Source organism: Haematobacter sp., assembly GCF_032102465.1.
In the GTDB taxonomy this organism is placed as follows: domain Bacteria; phylum Pseudomonadota; class Alphaproteobacteria; order Rhodobacterales; family Rhodobacteraceae; genus Haematobacter.
Window position 1 is genome coordinate 14,082 of record NZ_DAMDHB010000012.1, and the last position, 17,013, is coordinate 31,094.

The window sequence follows — 17,013 nt, forward strand, 5'->3', positions numbered from 1 at the left end:
GCCTCATCCCATGACAGAGCCTTGGAAGGGCGCCGCGCATCGTGCGGTCGCCGATGATTTCGTGCGCGCGGCTGAGCGGATCGGCTGCGAGGTGGCGGCGATCCGCGCCGTATGGGCAGTGGAGGCGGCGGGGTCTCCCTATCGCCCGGATGGCTCGCTGCAGCGTCGGTTTGAGCCGCACAAGCTGCGGGTGCCGATCGGCGACTATCGCTCCAGCCTGCGCCTGACGGCGGCGCGCCGGGAGGCGCTGTTTCAGCAGGCCTATGCCCGCGATCCGGAGGACGCGCTGCGGGCGACCAGCTGGGGCGGGCCGCAGATTATGGGATTCAACGCCAGCGCCGCCGGCTACATCACTGCGCTCGGCATGGTGCGCGCCATGGCGGAGAGCGAGGCGGAGCAGGTCACCGCGTTTACGACGCTGATCCTGTCATGGGGGCTGGACAGTGCGCTCCGGGCGCATGACTGGCGCACCTTTGCCGCGCGCTACAATGGCTCGGGCAATGTGGCCGAGTATGCGACCAGCATCGAGACGGCTTATCAGGAAATTTCCGGGCAGGCCTCGCCCGTCGTGCTGCGGGCCGGTGCCCGTGGGGAGGCGGTGCGGCGTCTGCAGCTGGCCCTCGGGGTCGAGCCGGACGGCGCCTTCGGCCCGGAGACAGAGGCGGCAGTGCGGATATTTCAGGGGCAGTCCGGCCTGCCGGTGGATGGCATCGTCGGCGCGCGCACTTGGGCGGCATTGGCGCGGCGCCGAGATGCGCAGCCGATTCGCCAGCCCGCGCGGGAGGATCGTCTGGCGCAGATCACCAAGGTCAGCGCCGCCGCGGGCGGGCTGGCCTCGGCCGTCGCGGCCATCGGCGACGCGCTGCCGGAATCGACGCTCAATATCCTTGTCGGCGGCGGGATGATCCTCGGGCTGATTGCGGTGGCGCTATGGGCATTTCAGCGCAGCCGGGGGGTCGCGTGATGGTCATCCTCTACACTGCCCCCGACTGCCAGCCCTGCCGCGCCACCAAGCGTGCGCTTCAGCAACGCGGCATCGCCTATGAGGAGGTTGATCTCAGCCGCGATGCCGAGGCGCTCGCGCGGGTGCGCTCATGGGGCTACCAGTCCGCCCCCGTGGTCTATCTCGGACAAGACCATCACTGGTACGGCTATCGGCCCGATCTGCTCGCGGGGCTGACATGACGTGGCTGCTATCCACCCGCCTCGGCCGCGCGATGGCCGCGCTCGGCGGGATCATCGTGACGCTGCTGCTGACCTTTGCGGGCGGCAAGCGCGAGGGCCGGCGCGATGCGCGCGCCGATCGCCTGCAGGACTATCAGGACACCCGGCGGAGGATGGACGATGCGGATGTATCTCGCGGCGATGCTGCTGACGATCTGCGCTGGCTGCGCGACCGGTCGCAGCGGTGAGGCGATCTGCGACGGGACGGCGGCGTCCCGGGCGGCGCTTGCTGCCGCGTTGGTTGCAGACGGCGGGCCGCAGAGCCGCGCGGCGGGGCGTGATCTGATCGCGCGGGTGGATGCGGGGTGCCTATCGCCATTGGACAAAGGAAAATTGCGTGGCGCCTTCATATTTCCCTCAAGCGATAAACCATAGTTCACGATGCACGCATGACGTGTGCATTTCAAGGAGGGAGATGGCGCTAAAAGCGTACAGCGCTTGGCCCTAGCCGCGGGCCACCAAAACGTCATCGGGCAGGGGCCGCTGAAGCTCTTTCGCAACAACCCATGGCGCGGTCAGCCATGTCTGCCACTCGACAGGCTCGGTGAGGATAACAGGCATCGCCTTAGGGTGGATTGCGCCCACTTCGGCATTCGGCGGGCAAGTCAAGAAACCATAGAGGTCGTCAGTCGTCTCGCCGTCCTTGACCTTCCGAACTGACCGCCATCCGGGCACATGAATACCCGCGAAGAACGCAGGCGCTTCCGCGTCCCGCAATCTGAACCACGCCACTCCGAGGCCCGGCCCCCGCGGCTCCGCGAAGGCAGTGAGCGGGACGAGGCAGCGATGCGCCACGCCAAGCCAACGTCGCCAATGTGGGGAGCCGGTGTTGCGGACATTCGTCACGCCCCGGTCGTAGGGTGCGCCGCGCTGGTGCAGCACAGTCTGCGGCGTGGGCAAGCCCCAGCGCGCCATGACCAGCTCCAGCCCCTCCGCCCCGTGGCGGACAATCGGGGCCATCTGGTCGGGGTAGATTTCGGGCTGCGGCTGAAGGTTGCCCAGCCGATCAAGCGGGGCAGGGGTGAAGAGCTGTCGCATGTAATCCTGCGACTTCTTCGACGCATATAAGTTGCACATATCCCAGTCCTTCTCCTCGCGCCGGCCGAACGGCAGGTGCGGCGACGAATAGGTGACGCACTCGGTGCCATCGGCCAGCACAAGGCCCGGAAACCGCGCCATGAACGCGTTCGCCTCCTCCAGCCCCCGCAGGTGCAGTTCCAGCACGTCCGGGCTGCCCGGCTGGCACTGAGAGGTTGTCGCGTGCTCCGTCAGGCCGATCTGGTGGAGCCACGGCCAGATGTCATTCGCTCCGCGCAACCCGCCCGACGGGACGATTACGCGGAGCGTCACCGGCCAAGCGCGGAGATCAATTTTCCATTGTGGCGTGGAGCGACGGGTCATGGCGCAGAGGCCAAAGCGGGGGTCATGGCAGTGATCCTCGTGGCAGCGAGTCTCATTGTTCTACATTTGTTCCGTCCACTAGTCGAGTCAGGATTGCCTAGGTGATCGCGGATGAGGCCGATTTAAGTTTACAGCCGCCTTCGCAACCCATTGAAACTGAACGGGTGAGCAATTAGCTGCTTTACAGCGTATGTATCTGAATTTAAGCAACTATTCCGGTCCTGTTGGGCTCACCACTAGATACAAGGGCTCAGGCGGAAACGTCTGAGCCCTTTGCTTTTGCGGACTACCATCGGGCTACCACGTCGCGCGATTTCGCGGTGCGCGGGGGATGGAGCGTAAACCCCGGATAACCATCACCTCGCGCCGGGAGGGCGCAGGAGGAGGTTCCGTCGCGCCAGTTGGCCTCCCCGCATCTCCGTGAAAGTCAGGGGCGGGTTGGGGAGAAGACGGCGCGCAGGGAGGGGCTGGGGCCGATGGTCAGGCGAGCTGCGCGCGCTTGGACGGCAGCGGAAGGGAGCAAATGCAAATGGCGGCTCTTCAAAATCGCTGTAACCTCTGTACCTTGTAACCCATATATCTAAATATATGTAATAACTACATTATTTCATAACGCGCAGGTTACAAAAGCGGTTACAAAAATCAGACGGCTGTAACCAAATATCCATTTGAAATCATTCAATATATCTGATTTCAGGTGCCGCAACACCCCGGTTTTGCCCTCGATTTGCCCCCTCAGAATGGGCCTTTTTTCCGTAAATCACACGCATGAAAATGGCGGTCCCCCCGCCGGTCCCGGGCCGGAATGCCAGATTTTCCGACCACCCCCCCCCGGGGGGTGGCACTGCCATCGGCTGGGCGGGATGGAGGCTCGCAAGGTCCGGAACTGGCGGGCGGGCGCCTGCGGCATCCGCCGCCTGCCACATCTCATCATGTTCATGTCTCCGCCGGTGCTGGCGCTCAGATGCGAGCGGATGGACCATGCGGCGCGACAGGATGCCTGCCCGACCGGGGCGCGGGGAGGGCTGCACCCGCTGCGAATACAGAAATCAATGTTTGAAGCAAGCGGGCGGGTGCTGCGCGGGGGGTTAGCAGGCCGAGGGAAACCGGCCCCCAGCCCGAAACGCAGAAGCCAGGCCATGCGCCCGGCGTGCGAGGGTTTCGGCCTGCGCACGCGGGAGCCCGCCGTCATATTCCATGATGGCCGCCCGCTCCTCGGCCAGCTCATGGGTAAGGAGCGCGTCGTCGTCTTGTAGTGACGGCGAAGCGGTCGCTTGCGCGTTGGGCAGGGCGGCGAACACCCTGCCCAACGCCGCCCAGTCCGGTCCCGGCTCAGGCATCGCTGTCCCCCAGATCACCCATCAGCGCGGCATGGTTGAGCTGATAGAGCCGCGCCGGGGCCTTCTCGCTCGGCACCTTGAAGACCTTGGACAGGGCCTGCAACCGCGCGCCCTTCTCCGTCACCTCATGGCGAGCGATCACCCCGGCCTCGGCCAGCCCCTCCAGCACGCTCTTGCGGTCCAGCCCGGCCAGCAGCTCGGCCATGTCGGAGGTGTGCAGGAAGAAGATCGGCGGGGCGTCCAGCTGTTCTTCGCTACCACGGCGCACGTAGCCCAACGCATTCAGCCGGACCACGGTGCGGGAATCGGGATGCCACGGCAGGAAACGCGCGTGCCCGTCCACTTCCACCGCGCGGCGCAGGCGCGCCTGCGCATCCGCCACCTTGCTGGAGCCGATCCCGCCACGTTCGCTCAGCCAGTCCCGAAAGCAGCGCAGCGCGGCCTCTGCCGCCGCGCTTTGCGGCCAGCCCGTGACGCCCAGGGCGGAGGCCACCTCACCCGCCGCCGCGACGAGGGCGAAGCGGTCCGTCACCCGGCGCACCTGCCCATCGGCCCCGGCGGGCACCGCCGCCGTGCAGAAGCCCTGCCGCAACCCGGCAATTCCCTGCCGCATCCCCGGCAGATCGGCCACCATCTGGCGCAGGAAGGCCCGCGCTGCCGTGCCGTAGACCTTGGCGGAGGCCGCCTTCAGGTGCTGGGCGAAGGAGGCGGCATCGGCCGCGCCGTGCAGGTCATCGAACAGGCCCAGCCCCTTGCCGGCATCGGCGCGCAGGTCGATCACCCGCACCTCCATACCGGCGGCGATGCGCTGGCCACTTTCCCTGATCTTGTCGGCCAGCCCCATCGCGCCGTTGGACAGGAAGATCAGCCGCCACTCATGCGCCTTGCGGGCCTGCCCTTCGCGCCCGGCGCGCGCCTTGCCCACGCCGTTGCCCAGCATGTAGGCCGCCGCCCCCGCCGCCTTGCTTTCCACCTGGCTCAGCTCGTCCAGGCAGAGGCAGGCGCCGTTGTGCATGGCGGCCAGCGCCTCCAGCGCGTTATCGGTTGCCCGCCAGCTCTGGATATAGCCGCGCGGTCCGCCGCCGCCCCAGACGGAGCCCGCAACGGAAAGCGCGGTGGATTTCCCCGAGGAGGAGGCGCCGCGCAGGTGGAAGCCGCCGCCTTTATCCCCCGTCACCGCCAGAAGCGGCCCGGCGAGCGCGGCCGAAATTGCCAGGATCAGGCGCGAATTGCCGAGTGCCGGTGCTGCGACGGCGGCCTGCCACTCTTCCAGCGTGCCCGCGACGTGCAGGGCATGCTCCAGCCGCTCGGCCGATTGCAGGATCACCCGTTCGTCGGTCGCCTCGGCGCTGATCGTCTCGTTCGGCAGCACGAAGGCGGTGCCATGCCAGCCGATGCCGGAAACGCAGCGGGCGCGTTCGGGGGGATCGGAGCCGATCAGGTATTCAAAGAGCCAGTCCCGCCACTTCCGGCCGGCGCCGGGCGCGGGCACCCAGCCGAGGCGCAGCAGTTCGGCCCGGATGGATTCGCCGGAGCCCGCCAGCAGCGCGGCCGGCATCGGCCATTGGTGAACCGCAGCATGTGATGGGTGAATTCCGCTTGGTCAGCCGGGGTTTCGGCTTGTGGGCGGGTCGCGGCGATGTAGTCGTGGATGGTCACTTTGATATTGGTATCCAGCATCACGCGGCGCCTTGTCGGATGTGCTGAGAACGCGGCGCGCGTCGATCCAGGCGAGAATATCCGCCACCCGGTACCGCACCGATCGGTTGATCTTGACCATCGGCGGGGCCGTCGCCGCGCACGGCCGAAACTTCCAGGAAGCGACGCGACAGGCCGATGCGCTCCCCCACCTCGGGACGAGCGAGCAGTCGGTCGCCGCTTTTCTTACGGTCTTGCATTGAGTTTCTCCTTTCGCCCCGACACTGCGCCGGGGGCCAGGGAGGAAGGTGCGAGAGGAGAGCCGGGGATAAAATGCTGCACAACAAGCGTATCGTTTCCTAACTGCGGCGTTTCATTTCTTTCGGTGCCGTCGCTTCGCGCCCCAGCTGCGCGGCAAGGCGCAGCTGGGATCAGTTCAACGCGACAGCATGCTTCATGCCGCGCACGCGGTAAGCGCGCGGGCTTCGCGCCAGATCGGGTCTGTCTCCCAGTCGAGCAGGACACCGCCGCAGACGCTGCCGGCGATCAGCTTGGCGGCGAAGTCAGCGGCGCAGGTGCAGGGCAGCGCCAGCATCTCGTCTTCGATTGCGGCGGCGGGCTGCAAGAGAAGGCGCTCAATCTCCTCATCTTCCTCCGGGCCGGTGGCGGTCGAGATACGGGCGTCTGCGGCCTCCAGAAGCGCGCGATGCTGGCGAAACAACCGCAGGATCGGCGTATCCAGGGCGGACGAACCGCTTGCCAGAGGTGCCGCAGCGGCCGCTCCGGCCAGTGGCAGGGCCGCCAACGGCGCCATCCCCGCACCCTTGAGGACCGCGCGCCGGCTTGGCGCCCCCGGGGCGATGCCCGGAAAAGAGGTTTGCATGACTGTCTCCATTGTGAGGAAGGTGACGGCGGCCGCCGCTCAGATCTAGCGGCCGTCCAGCAGGCCGGTGATCAGGGCGCGCGCGCCGCATGTACTGGGCACCTCGCGCTCATGATCGGTGTAGCCATACGGTTTCTCGCCGGCATCAAGCGCAAGCGTCAGCAGATCGTGGATTTCGGCAAGGGTCGCAGCGGGCAAGCTGTGGTAGGCTGCCAAAACGAGGTTCGGCATCAGGCGCGTCATGTATAGTTGTGGCACCCATAATTTTGGGTATAGTCACCATATTGCCGCCAGTTTGGCGCTGTCAATCATTTAGTTGGGTATGAAACACAAATGACAGGAAATCAGCTTAAGGCAGCTCGTGCGCTCGCTGGCCTGGAGCAAGCGGATGTCGCCTCCTCGGCGCGCGTCAGTATCAATACTGTCAGAAATATGGAGGCAGCGGGGAAGGAAATGGTGCGGGCGCGCTTGGACACGTTGACCAAGGTATGCACCGCCCTAGAAGCGGCCGGCGTTGAGTTCATCCCCGAAAAGGGCGCTGGCGTGGGTGTCAGGCTGCGCAAATGACCACTGACAGATGGGGTGACGGAATGACTGTTGCCGATTTTCACATCGGCATGGAATTCCTCTGCGGTGATCGGCGCTGGCGTTGCACTGACGTGGGAACGCGCGTCATAGCCGCCATCCGGGTGGATCAGGTGGCCCCCATGCGTAGTTCCGGCAAGCCGATGCCGGTTCTGGCGCAAAAGGAAGCCGAGGCTGAAGGCTGGTTCAACGGCCCGCCCTACGCCGTTGCGGAAATCGTCTTTGACGAGGAAGACATGAAGGCGTGTGAACCCGCCGGATCGCAGGCGTCGAGTTCCTCGCCGGGAATGGCGCGGCGCCGGGATTCGGCGGAAGAAACAGGGAGACACGAAAGAATGACCGAACACGAGATAGACGAAGGCGTGGCCGATACGACCGGCGAAGTCTTTGGCGGTTTCCAGCACGAGGCGGGCGATAGGGCTTACGTCGCCCATCAGCATTTCGTGGACTTCGTGCAGCGTCACCCCTTCATCGAGCAGCGCCCCGATCTGGCTGCGCTGGCGTATCGGGTGGATGAGGCGATGGCCGATCTGTATCAGGCAATCTGGAAGGTGGAGGAGTGACCATCCCGCAAGAATCACCTGCCTCGCAATTCTTCCGCAATCTCCAATTCCAAGGGAGGAACCTCGGGGTCAATCCTGCCCGGCGCGCGCCATTCCTTAGGCGCGGCGTACTTCCAGACCTCCCGCGAGGCACGGTGACTTCTCAGGCCAAGATGTTCTCTCCCGCCGACGAAGAAGGAATGCTTCATGCGGAGGCCGGGGTTCCGCTCGACAAGCAACTTCAGCGCCTTGGCGGCATCTTCTTCAGCGTCTCTGTCCTGAACTGGCAGCTGCCCGACGGCGCGGGGTTCCCTTCTGGCAGTAAGCCGTCAGCGCGGCGGCGGCCGGCGTGAGGATGATTGGGGCAATGGATTTGACGTAATCCGCACGCACCAAGTCTCCGTTTTTGAAAGTGCACAAATCGCGTTGCAGGAGCATCATTCCGCCTTGCATATCGGCGCAGGCTATAACGCGCCTGCTTTTGATCAATCCGTCGCGGAGTTCAGCTAGCGTGTCTCCTATCTCGTAAGGGAACGAGGCGTCATCGCGATCTTCACTCAATTCGAATAGCGAGAGATAATCCATTTCGCCAATTCCGCCCGCATCCCGAAAGAGGGTCTCGATATCGTCAAACCAATACCAGTCCAGAGTTTTGGTATCCTGTTCCTCAAGTGCGGTTAGGCATCTCGTAAAATCCAAGCGATGGCCTGTTCGTTAAAGCCTCCACCTTCGGCAGTTTTTCGATGGCAGGCCGCACAACACGCTCCCGATAGACGAGCTTAATCCGCGCTTGCCGTGCCTTCTCCAGCTACTGAGCGCGCCAGCGGGCCGCCTCCTGTTCGACACGGGTGGCCTTGGTTTGCTGCGCCTTGGCACGCCCCTGGCACCAGAGTTCGCTTTTGACCGGTCCATCCGGTTCGGTTTCGCCGAACTGTAAAGCGGTGCGCTCAACCCATCCGGCCGCATATTTGCGCCCAGCCATATGATCCCCTTGCAAGGCAGCTCGCACGGCTCCAGCGATCGCGGTCTGTCCTGGCAGATCAGCTGCAGGACCGCGACGGCCTCTCCGGCGCCTGGGGCGAGGGCCAGCTTGAAGCCGAGGATCACCGGCTGGCGGTGTCGATGGCGGCCACCATCCAGAGCCGTATGGTCTGCATCTTTGCCCTCTCGGCCGAAGTCAGGCCCCTGGACACCGACCAGATCGACGGCGGTGAGCAGATCGACATTTCGTTCATCGATTTCCACCCGCTCGCCGATGCGCTCGCTTCTGAGCCCGCGGTCGTAAAAGCCGAACTTGCGCGCGGCATGGTCGCGGCCGTGCCGCTGGACGGCGACCTCGAAAGGATCGAGCAATGCAACCTTGCGGCGCACGCTGCGCGCGGAGGGAGGGGTCAGCGGCGGCAGGCCGCGCTCCGCCCGCTGCAGGTTCTCTTCCTCGATCCGCCCCCCGATCGCCTCAACGAGCCGTGCGAGGGGCGGTTGCTGAAGCATCAGGTAGATGCCGTCGATCTGCTCCGCGGCGATCCGCTCCACCTCTGGATAGATGCGATTGCCCTGATCGCCGGAGCCGGGCTTGCGCGCCAGCGCCAGCGGATTGCCACCGGCACGGTCCACCTCGCGGACCCACCCCGGCAAGGCGCGCAGGGAGGGCGGCTGGCGCTCGGGGGGCAGGAGTGCTCCGGCCCCGCGCTTCCCGCGGCTCGCCCTGCGGTCGGCAAGCGCCTGGATCTGCGGCATGAACCGCAACACCGAACTCTCCGCGCGGCCCACGTTTCCGGCCCGGCGGAGCACGCGCTTGTACGTAGGAGAGCTTCCAGACAGGAGCGTGCGCTGCGGGGCGGGCATGGTGCTGATATAACGATGCGTCGCGCGAAGCCTCGCACCTTTCGGTCGCGGGTTCTCCTCCTCCGCCCAAAGACGGGTGCCGGGCTGCGTCAGCCTCGTCACCGGTTCCGTATGCGAGAAGGTTTTCAGGTCGTCCGGATCCTTGACATTGACGAAGCCGAGTGCGGCTGGCGTCGCCGTCAGCAAGCGGTAGGTCCGCGCGCCGATCTGCAGGCGGTCTGCCGGGCGGAAGCGAAGATGCGGCGCGCTCATGCCTGGACCTCCGGCCAAAAACAGGTGAGCGCACCGATCCGGCTGCGGTCTTCGCGACAAATACGGCCGGCGAAGAGGAGCCGGGTCGCCGCCGGCCAAGCCTGCGGACCGAGCCCGGTGCCTGCGGCCAGCCGGTGGAGCGGCTGCGGTTCCGACTGGCTGGCCAACCAGTCGGAACCGGATCGTCGGCCGCCGGATCGGGGCAGCGCCGCGCCTCCTGCAGCCGGGTCGCGTTCCAGACCTCATCGGGATGCAGGTCGCGGTCGGTGATCAGGATCAGTCGGGCGGCGAGGGTTAGCGGCATCGCGGCCTCGACACGGCGGAGCTCCTCCCGGAACGCCGCCTTGGCCCACGGCTTGACGGCGATGGCGATGCGGGTGCCGTCCGCGCGGATGAACAGGAAGTCGAGATGATGTATTCTTTCCTTGTCGCTGGCCGCTCCGTAGCAGACCGCGCCGGGTTGCTCGATCAGCTCCCAGGCATCGCGACGGGCGGCTCAGGCGGTCCGGCGTTTCAGGCGGCGCAAGCCGGCCAGCGCCGCAAGGCCGGAGAGCACGAACGGCGCCGCAGCCGACAGTGGAACTGGCGCGGATGGCGGCTCCGGTTCATTCCCATCGAGGCGCGTGACGACCACGGACGTGTTGAAGGCACGGCACGTGAGTTACGGCGCGCTGATAACCGGTGCTGTTCCCATCGGGATCGTAGAAGTATCGGATGTTGTCGATGGAGAAAGCGACCTGTCCTCCCCATTCATCCGGCAATATCGAAGCGGTAAAGGGCTCTTCGAAGTCAAGGTCGAGGAATGGCCGATAGACACCGAAACCCGTGTTCGCATCGTATGTGTTGGTTTCCACGGGCGCAGGATTATCCCACCCCTCGTGGAACTGCCAAAGCGCGTAGAGTTGCTGATAGATCCCGTCCGGCTCCCAGAGTTTCTGGTTGATTCGACGCGCCCATAGCCGAAACTTTCGCTATTGAGCCTGGCCGCATTCTCGCGGGTAAACAGCAACCTATCCGGCGTCCTGATCTCCACGAAGGTCAGCGCTCCCTCCAGCAGCAGGTTCGTCCAGTTACCGTCATCAGTGTCCGTCAACACCACTTCCGACAGTGACGTGTCATAGCGCAGGGTAGTGGTGACGGGCACGCCGGCGAAATCGCCGTGATTGACCCGCTCGTTCTCACCTCTTCGCCATCGGTGAGGTATCCCGAGTATTCGGTGATGCGATAATCGCCGGTTCCTGTGAAAACCGCCTGGATGACGGCCGCCTGCCCGATGGCAGGAAGTCCGAACAAGGAGACGATTGCGTCGGTAGAAAGCCGAGTATGCTTCATTGCAAAGATCCTTCTGCAAGACCGTAACGAGCGCGCTTCGGCCCTGACGGAAGGATGAGCCTCCCGCGCATGACGCAGTTGCGCTATCGGCGACGCTTTTTTTCGCGGTTTCTGCGTCTTCAGCGGCGCCAGACCAGCGGTATCCGCCCGTCCCGCTGTCTGGACATGCGCCCTGTCCAGGAGCGGGGCGAATCATGTCCCCGGCGGAGGCGGGCACGGCCTCCCTTCCCGCGGCTCAAAGTGCCTGAAAACCGGTCGAACACTACTCTCGCAGGTTGTGACCCGCCGTTTCGATGGCGCAGGAGGGCCGATTCCCCCGATCGCAGGGACCGCCTGGAAGGATGGCGTTTTGAAATGAACCCGCCTGTATTATCCTGCCAGCGGACTTCAGACGAACATTTCAAAGAAGCGGAGGGCCGGTGCAGGGAATTCAGCCCCGCCACGAACAGGCGCTCATCGCCTCGCTTCACCGTGCCGCCTTCGATCCTTCGGGCTGGCAAGGTTTCGTTGATGGCATCGGCGCTGCGCTCCCCGGCGTGGCCGGCGGGCTCTTCGGAAGAATTTCAGAGAATTGACAAAAATCGGGAATGGTCGGAGCGAGAGGATTCGAACCTCCGACCCCCTGCTCCCGAAGCAGGTGCGCTACCAGGCTGCGCTACGCTCCGACCGTGGGAGGCGGACTAACCGATGACGGAGGGGTTTGCAAGGGGCCTTGCGGAGAGATTTGTCGGCTTGGAACATGTAGCGGGGTTGCGGCGGGAAAGGCAGGGGCTTGCGCCGAAGATTGGGTGGGGCAGGTGGCCCGGACGGCTGGCCTCGACGTAGCGGAGGGCTTGCCGAACCCTCAGCGCGAGGGTTGGCGGGAAATCACCGAGAGCGGCTGGAATACCATGCCCTGCGGTGTCCGGGCGGTGAAGGCGGTGATGCCGAATACCCGCGCGACGGTCTCCGGGGAGAGGACCGCCTCCGGCTCTCCCTCGGCGTCGATGCTGCCCGCATGCATCAGGATAAGGCGGGTGCAATGCCTTGCCGCAAGGCCAAGGTCGTGGAGCGAGGCGAGCACGGCGCCGCCCCGGGCAGCGATGCTGGCAAACACGTCCATGGCGTGGATCTGGGCGGCCGGATCCAGCCCGGCGACAGGCTCATCCGCGATCATGAGCGGCGTGTCCTGTGCGATCATCCGTGCGATGAGGACGCGGGCCTGTTCCCCGCCTGACAGCTCCGTGGCCGGCCGCTCGCGGAATTCCGTCAGGTCCAGCAGCGCCATGGCCTCCTCCACGATCTGCCGGTCCCTTGCCCCCGCCGGATGAGCCGCGCGGCCGAGGGCCACCACCCGCTCCACCGACAGGGGCCAGGCGATCTCCCGGCCCTGCGGCATGAAGGCAGCCTGCCGTGCCCGTTCCGAAGTGGGGAGCGCGGCGAGGGAGGAGCTCCCGCCGCTGGGCAGAAGGCCGAGCGCTGCGCGCAACAGGGTGGTCTTGCCTGCGCCGTTCGGGCCGAGAAGACCCACGAACTCTCCCGGACGAACGCAGAGGTCGATGCCTGCCAGAACGGTGCGGCCGCCGCGACGGACGGTCAGGCCGTGGGTTGTCAGCAAGGTCATGTCGTTTCCCGCCGCAGCCGCCATATGAGGTGGAAGAAGAACGGCGCGCCGACCAGCGCCGTGAGCACGCCCAGCTTCAGATCCCGCCCCGGCGCGATTGTCCGGGCGGCGATATCGGCGGCAAGGATCACCGCAGCGCCGCCAAGCGCGGAGGCCGGAAGCAGACGCGCAGGACTGGCGCCCACCGCGCGGCGCAGCAGATGCGGGACGACCAGCCCGACGAAGCCAACCGCGCCCGCCACCGCGGTGACGGAGCCGATCAGCGCCACCACACCGGCAAGCAGCATGAGCCGCAGCCGGGGAAGCGAGACCCCCATGGTCGCCGCCGTTTCCTCCCCGAGCGTGAGCGCCTCCAGCCCCCGGCGGGTGGCAAGGATCAGCCCGGTGCCGAGACAGAAGAACGGAAGCACCATCCAGACATGCAGCATGGAGCGGTCGGCGAGCGATCCCATCATCCAGAAGACGATCTCGTTCGCCGCGAAGGGATTGGGCGAGAGGTTCAGCACCAGCGAAGTCATCGCCCCCGCCAGCGCCGAAATGGCGATGCCGGCGAGGATCAGCGGCATGGCCCCGCCGCGACTGCCCGCGAGCATCAGGATCAGGACGAAGGAGAGCAGCGCCCCGGCGAGCGGTGCGGCCATGAAGAACGCGGGCGCGGCAGCGGCCAGCCCCGTCTGAAGCGCCAGCACCGCGCCGAGCGCCGCCGAGGCGGAGGTGCCGATCAGCCCCGGCTCCGCCAGCGGATTGCGCAGGAAACCCTGCATCGCCGCACCGGAGAGCCCGAGGCTCGCCCCGAGCAGAATGGCGAGCAATGCACGGGGCAGGCGTATCTCCTGCATGACGATCACCAGAAGGGGATCGCCCCGCCCCAGAAGCGCCCGGACCGCATCGAGCGGCGGCACCTCCGCCTGCCCGATGAGCAGCGAGGCCGCGAACAGCAGAGCCACGGCCGCGCCGAGGGCAGGGAGCAGGCGGCGGGCAGTCACGGGGGCGCTGCCCTGTCCCGGAGCCGCCGGACCGCGTCGATCACATGCGGCGTGCCGCAAACCCAGTCGCCATCGGCCAGCGCCCCCTGCGCCGCCCCGGCCAGTGCGGCAAGGGCAGGGTGATCCAGAAGATCCTCCGCGCGGGACGATCCGGCATAGCGCTCCCCCCGGATGATCAGGTCGGGATCGGCCAGCACCAGCTGTTCCAGCGACACCATGCCGCCGCCGCGGAGTCCAAGCTCCGACGCGATATTGGCAAGCCCCGCAGCGGCAAGGATCTCTCCCGCAAGGCTGGCATCGCCCGCCGTATAGCCGTTGGCATAATACAGCGCCGCGCGGCGCCGGTCGGCGGGCGGTTGGCCAAGCGCGGCGAGGTCGGCGTCGAACCGCTTGACGAGGCTTTCCGCCTCCGCCGTCCGGCCCAGAGCCGCGCCCATCCGCCGGACATTGTCGCGGATACCGGCGAGGCTGGTCTCCGGGTCAAACACCTCGACCGGCACGCCGATGCGGCGCAGGAGAGCGGTGGTTGCCGCGGAGCCGTAGCGCCCGGCCAGCACGAGGTCCGGTTGCAGCAGAACGATCTCCTCCGCCAGCCCGTGGTTGTGGGGGTAGCGGGCTGCCTCCTCCGTCATGGCGGAAGAGCGGGGATCACTTGCGAGATGGCTGATGGAGACCAGTTGCCCCGGTGCCGCCAGCATCATGGCAAGCTGGTCGGTGCAGAGGTTCACCGAGACGACGCGTCTGGAGACGGCGGCGGTCCCTGCTGCGGGGCTGGACGCAGGGGCCTCCGCTCCGGCGCGTTTCTCCCCTGCGGATACCGGAGGGGCGGACGTGTCCACGTGAGCGGCGCTCGGAGCAAGGGCATGGGGCGTCCTGCTGTCTGCCGAAGCGTCTTGCGCTGTTCCGGTCGCAAGGCCCGCGACAGCGGCGGAGGTTGCGAACAGGGGAGTCGGCCCCCGCTGCGCGGCAGAGACAAGGGCCAAAGATGCGCGACCGATGACGCGCTGTCGCGTGACGCGATCCCGCCGCGCAGCAGAGAGAGGGGTCAGAGACGCGCCCCTCCCCGGTGCGGCATCCGGCCCTCCTTCCGGCATAAGGGCGGCGCGTCCGGCGACTCCGGTGAGGAGGGTTTCTGCAACCGCCAGGGGTGCCGCAAAGGGTGCTTCCGATGCGATGCCCGAAACGGTTCCGGGAACCTTGAGCCGCCCCGCTTCAAGCCCCGCTCCGGTGGCCCCGGTGAGGGCGAATGTTTCTGAAACCGCCGATGCGCTGACCGAAGCGGTGCCGAGAGCCGCGATGCGCCCCGCTTCAAGCCCCGTATAGGGCACGGGCATCGACGTCAGGAAAGGTCGAGAGAATGGGGTAAGGACGGCGGCCGCAGGGAACGCGGGCGCCATCGAAGCGTCGGTCTCCGTCCGGGCGGCAAGCTCCGCGGCCTGCGCGGAAACCGCGAAGGTGAGAAGCGCCGTCCCGATGAGCCGTGCTACCATTTCGCCTCCAGCCCGAGATAGGCCTGCCGCCCTTGGTTTCGGAAACCCCAGACGTCCATGTACTCCTTGTCGAACAGGTTCACCACGCGGGCGGTGGCGCGGAGGTTTTCCGTGAGATCGTAACCGGCGGCGAGGTTGACGAGCGTATAGTTGCCCAGTTCCTTCGTCTCGTAGAAGCCCCAGTACTGCGTATCGTAATTGCCCGCCACGTAACGGATATCGGCGGTGAGCGATCCGCGACCGTTCAGCACCTGCTGCGTGGCGCCCAGACCAAGCTCATGCCGGGGGCGGCGCACTTCCACCGTGCCGTCAGGGTTCTTTGCGTCCAGATAGGTGTAGCTGACCGACAGACGCAGATCCTCCGTCGCATCGAACCGCCCGGCGATCTCCACCCCTTCACGCGGGCTCTTGCCCCGCTGGTTGATGTAGCTCGCCCTCCCGTCCGGGGCGGCGCCATAGACATAGGTGATCTCGTCTTCCATCTTCTCGTTGAAGTAGGTGACGTCGATCAGCCCGCGTCCGTTCAGCAGTTCCGCCTCGACGCCGATATCGTAGCCGGTGTTGCGCTCAGGCCTCAATGCGGGATTGCCGATGGTGTAACCGTCATTGGCGAAAAGCTCGTAATAGGAGGGTTTCACCAGTCCCCGCCCGGCAGAGGCATGCACACGGAAAGCGCTGTCCGGGATCTGCCACGACAGGCCGATGTTCCAGCTCGTGAAATCCTCGAACGTGTCGAAATCGTCATGGCGGAGGCCCGCCTGCACATCCACGCCCGTGTCGAAGGAGCCGCGGTATTCCACGGCCACCGAATTGTTGGCGCGATCATAGTCGCGGGCAGTGTCGTTCTCGTCCTCCGACCGTTCGAGCATGACGTTGAGCAGGTGCCGCGCCTCGGTCACCGGCCGGCCGTCCAGCCCGTAGCTGAGCCGGTATTTCAGCGCGCGCGTCTCCCCCCGCGTCTCCGCGGCCTCCGTCGTGCCCTGCCGAAAGACCGAGTTCTGAAATTCCAGCCGGTTGACGAGCCGTCCTTCCAGCATTTCGTATTCGGCCCAGAGGGAGCCGGTGAACTCCTTGCGCTCCCCCGTGAGGTGCGGATCGTCGATCAGATAATCGCGATAGCCGGTGGCGGCATAGTTCGTCGCGTCGTAGCCATAGTTCTCTTCGGAATGCCGCAGGGTAAAGCCGAGCTTCAGGGCCTCCGTCGCCTGCCAGTCGCCGGTCAACCCGATGGTGCGGCGGTCAATCCCGTCTTTCTCGCTGCCGGTGAAGGCGGGGTTGTAGCCGTGATCGTCCCGCTTCGAGACGTTGAAGGACAACCCGCCCCGCTCCGTCCGCTGGGTGACCCAGCCGGAGGCCGCATAGCCGTTGCCGACCTCCACCGCACCGCCGTAATGCGTGCCGATCTCTCCCCGCCGGGTGATGATGTTGATGACCCCGGCAGACGCATTCGAGCCGAAATAGACCGACTGAGGGCCGCGCAGCACCTCGATCCGCTCGACATTCGCGGTTTCCAGCCCGGTCAGGATATACTCGTCATTGCCGCCCGTCGCCGGAACCCCGTCGATGAGGATGAGGGTGTGGTTCGCCTCTGCGCCCCGGAGGCGGATCTGCGTGAAGCTGGGGCCGGCGGAGGTGACGGAGACGCCCGGCACTCCGCGGAGCGCGTCCTGTACGGTGCGGATGCCGCGCTCATCGATCTCCGCCGCGGTTATCACGGTGAAGGCGCGCCCATAGGCACCCGCGGCAATGGGGGTAAGCCCGCCGGACAACACGATGCTGTCCAGCATCACCGGAGAGCCGGTCTGGGCATGAGCGGCCAGCGGGACATGAACGGCCAGCGGGGCGAGGGCGGTAAGAACTGTGATCGTCCTGATGCCAGTGAAGGTCATCGC

Annotated in this window: 19 protein-coding genes and 1 tRNA gene; 7 read left to right on the plus strand and 13 right to left on the minus strand. The window is 66.1% G+C overall.

What is annotated here, in order from left to right; translation table 11 throughout:
* Positions 1–10 precede the first annotated feature (10 nt).
* From RT513_RS09495 to RT513_RS09505, 3 genes are read left to right on the plus strand one after another with little or no spacing between them, the layout of a single operon-like run.
* Positions 11–964 (plus strand): N-acetylmuramidase domain-containing protein, encoded by a 954-nt coding sequence (locus RT513_RS09495; RefSeq protein ID WP_051911014.1) that lies wholly within the window; start codon positions 11–13, stop codon positions 962–964.
* Entirely contained in the window at positions 964–1,185 is a 222-nt protein-coding gene (locus RT513_RS09500) for a glutaredoxin family protein (RefSeq protein ID WP_242685183.1), read from the plus strand. Before RT513_RS09495 ends, RT513_RS09500 begins: the two co-directional genes overlap by 1 nt.
* Entirely contained in the window at positions 1,182–1,412 is a 231-nt protein-coding gene (locus RT513_RS09505; protein ID WP_290689920.1) for a hypothetical protein, read from the plus strand. Before RT513_RS09500 ends, RT513_RS09505 begins: the two co-directional genes overlap by 4 nt.
* Before the next feature lie 256 nt (positions 1,413–1,668).
* On the opposite strand, the gene RT513_RS09510 is transcribed toward RT513_RS09505, so the two are convergent.
* From RT513_RS09510 to RT513_RS09535, 6 genes are all read right to left on the minus strand, one after another.
* Entirely contained in the window at positions 1,669–2,574 is a 906-nt protein-coding gene (locus RT513_RS09510) for an SOS response-associated peptidase (protein WP_313533942.1), read from the minus strand.
* Between the two features lie 1,139 nt (positions 2,575–3,713).
* Positions 3,714–3,965: a hypothetical protein gene (locus RT513_RS09515; RefSeq protein ID WP_313533944.1), complete on the minus strand. Its 252-nt coding sequence runs from the start codon at positions 3,963–3,965 to the stop codon at positions 3,714–3,716.
* On the minus strand, positions 3,958–5,559 hold the full coding sequence (locus RT513_RS09520) for a DUF927 domain-containing protein (RefSeq protein ID WP_290689934.1): 1,602 nt from the start codon (positions 5,557–5,559) through the stop codon (positions 3,958–3,960). Before RT513_RS09520 ends, RT513_RS09515 begins: the two co-directional genes overlap by 8 nt.
* 85 nt (positions 5,560–5,644) lie before the next feature.
* A complete protein-coding gene (locus RT513_RS09525) occupies positions 5,645–5,863 on the minus strand; it encodes a hypothetical protein (RefSeq protein WP_290689918.1) in 219 nt (72 codons plus the stop codon).
* 194 nt (positions 5,864–6,057) lie between these two features.
* On the minus strand, positions 6,058–6,417 hold the full coding sequence (locus RT513_RS09530; protein ID WP_290689917.1) for a hypothetical protein: 360 nt from the start codon (positions 6,415–6,417) through the stop codon (positions 6,058–6,060).
* 114 nt (positions 6,418–6,531) lie between these two features.
* Positions 6,532–6,729 (minus strand): hypothetical protein, encoded by a 198-nt coding sequence (locus tag RT513_RS09535; RefSeq protein ID WP_313533945.1) that lies wholly within the window; start codon positions 6,727–6,729, stop codon positions 6,532–6,534.
* A gap of 90 nt (positions 6,730–6,819) precedes the next feature.
* Here RT513_RS09535 and RT513_RS09540 point away from each other — a divergent pair, with 90 nt between their 5' ends.
* Entirely contained in the window at positions 6,820–7,053 is a 234-nt protein-coding gene (locus RT513_RS09540) for a helix-turn-helix transcriptional regulator (protein ID WP_290689913.1), read from the plus strand.
* A gap of 23 nt (positions 7,054–7,076) precedes the next feature.
* The gene (locus RT513_RS09545; protein WP_313533946.1) at positions 7,077–7,634 is read left to right on the plus strand and encodes a hypothetical protein; all 558 of its coding nucleotides are present in this window, start codon (positions 7,077–7,079) and stop codon (positions 7,632–7,634) included.
* A gap of 243 nt (positions 7,635–7,877) precedes the next feature.
* Here RT513_RS09545 and RT513_RS09550 read toward each other — a convergent pair whose 3' ends face one another.
* Both RT513_RS09550 and RT513_RS09555 read right to left on the minus strand, forming a co-directional pair.
* Positions 7,878–8,312 carry a hypothetical protein gene (locus RT513_RS09550; RefSeq protein ID WP_290689910.1) on the minus strand — a complete coding sequence of 145 codons (435 nt, stop codon included), beginning with the start codon at positions 8,310–8,312 and terminating at the stop codon, positions 7,878–7,880.
* A 15-nt stretch (positions 8,313–8,327) separates the two neighbouring features.
* Positions 8,328–9,710: a hypothetical protein gene (locus tag RT513_RS09555; protein WP_290689909.1), complete on the minus strand. Its 1,383-nt coding sequence runs from the start codon at positions 9,708–9,710 to the stop codon at positions 8,328–8,330.
* A gap of 623 nt (positions 9,711–10,333) precedes the next feature.
* Between RT513_RS09555 and RT513_RS09560 the strand changes: the two genes are divergently transcribed.
* The gene (locus RT513_RS09560; RefSeq protein ID WP_313533947.1) at positions 10,334–10,669 is read left to right on the plus strand and encodes a hypothetical protein; all 336 of its coding nucleotides are present in this window, start codon (positions 10,334–10,336) and stop codon (positions 10,667–10,669) included.
* A gap of 792 nt (positions 10,670–11,461) precedes the next feature.
* Complete coding sequence (locus RT513_RS09565; protein ID WP_290689908.1) at positions 11,462–11,617, plus strand: hypothetical protein; 156 nt, start codon at positions 11,462–11,464, stop codon at positions 11,615–11,617.
* Between the two features lie 13 nt (positions 11,618–11,630).
* Here RT513_RS09565 and RT513_RS09570 read toward each other — a convergent pair.
* The 5 genes from RT513_RS09570 to RT513_RS09590 all read right to left on the minus strand — a co-directional run bounded on the left by RT513_RS09570 (position 11,631) and on the right by RT513_RS09590 (position 17,010).
* Positions 11,631–11,707: transfer RNA gene (locus RT513_RS09570), tRNA-Pro, on the minus strand.
* A 179-nt stretch (positions 11,708–11,886) separates the two neighbouring features.
* A complete protein-coding gene (locus tag RT513_RS09575) occupies positions 11,887–12,645 on the minus strand; it encodes an ABC transporter ATP-binding protein (protein WP_290689907.1) in 759 nt (252 codons plus the stop codon).
* Positions 12,642–13,631: an iron ABC transporter permease gene (locus tag RT513_RS09580; RefSeq protein ID WP_290689906.1), complete on the minus strand. Its 990-nt coding sequence runs from the start codon at positions 13,629–13,631 to the stop codon at positions 12,642–12,644. Before RT513_RS09580 ends, RT513_RS09575 begins: the two co-directional genes overlap by 4 nt.
* A complete protein-coding gene (locus tag RT513_RS09585; protein ID WP_290689905.1) occupies positions 13,628–15,121 on the minus strand; it encodes an ABC transporter substrate-binding protein in 1,494 nt (497 codons plus the stop codon). Before RT513_RS09585 ends, RT513_RS09580 begins: the two co-directional genes overlap by 4 nt.
* Positions 15,115–17,010 (minus strand): TonB-dependent receptor plug domain-containing protein, encoded by a 1,896-nt coding sequence (locus RT513_RS09590; protein WP_290689903.1) that lies wholly within the window; start codon positions 17,008–17,010, stop codon positions 15,115–15,117. The genes RT513_RS09585 and RT513_RS09590 overlap by 7 nt, the downstream gene beginning before the upstream one ends.
* Between the last annotated feature and the right edge of the window lie 3 nt (positions 17,011–17,013).

Excerpts from the sequence above, each read along its gene's own strand:
- RT513_RS09575 (WP_290689907.1), bottom strand. The coding sequence starts at position 12,645 with ATGACCTTGCTGACAACCCACGGCCTGACCGTCCGTCGCGGCGGCCGC.
- RT513_RS09495 (WP_051911014.1), top strand. The coding sequence starts at position 11 with ATGACAGAGCCTTGGAAGGGCGCCGCGCATCGTGCGGTCGCCGATGAT.
- RT513_RS09545 (WP_313533946.1), top strand. The coding sequence starts at position 7,077 with ATGACTGTTGCCGATTTTCACATCGGCATGGAATTCCTCTGCGGTGAT.
- RT513_RS09525 (WP_290689918.1), bottom strand. The coding sequence starts at position 5,863 with ATGCAAGACCGTAAGAAAAGCGGCGACCGACTGCTCGCTCGTCCCGAG.
- RT513_RS09555 (WP_290689909.1), bottom strand. The coding sequence starts at position 9,710 with ATGAGCGCGCCGCATCTTCGCTTCCGCCCGGCAGACCGCCTGCAGATC.
- RT513_RS09530 (WP_290689917.1), bottom strand. The coding sequence starts at position 6,417 with ATGGCGCCGTTGGCGGCCCTGCCACTGGCCGGAGCGGCCGCTGCGGCA.
- RT513_RS09515 (WP_313533944.1), bottom strand. The coding sequence starts at position 3,965 with ATGCCTGAGCCGGGACCGGACTGGGCGGCGTTGGGCAGGGTGTTCGCC.
- RT513_RS09535 (WP_313533945.1), bottom strand. The coding sequence starts at position 6,729 with ATGACGCGCCTGATGCCGAACCTCGTTTTGGCAGCCTACCACAGCTTG.
- RT513_RS09505 (WP_290689920.1), top strand. The coding sequence starts at position 1,182 with ATGACGTGGCTGCTATCCACCCGCCTCGGCCGCGCGATGGCCGCGCTC.
- RT513_RS09585 (WP_290689905.1), bottom strand. The coding sequence starts at position 15,121 with ATGGTAGCACGGCTCATCGGGACGGCGCTTCTCACCTTCGCGGTTTCC.
- RT513_RS09500 (WP_242685183.1), top strand. The coding sequence starts at position 964 with ATGGTCATCCTCTACACTGCCCCCGACTGCCAGCCCTGCCGCGCCACC.
- RT513_RS09540 (WP_290689913.1), top strand. The coding sequence starts at position 6,820 with ATGACAGGAAATCAGCTTAAGGCAGCTCGTGCGCTCGCTGGCCTGGAG.
- RT513_RS09590 (WP_290689903.1), bottom strand. The coding sequence starts at position 17,010 with ATGACCTTCACTGGCATCAGGACGATCACAGTTCTTACCGCCCTCGCC.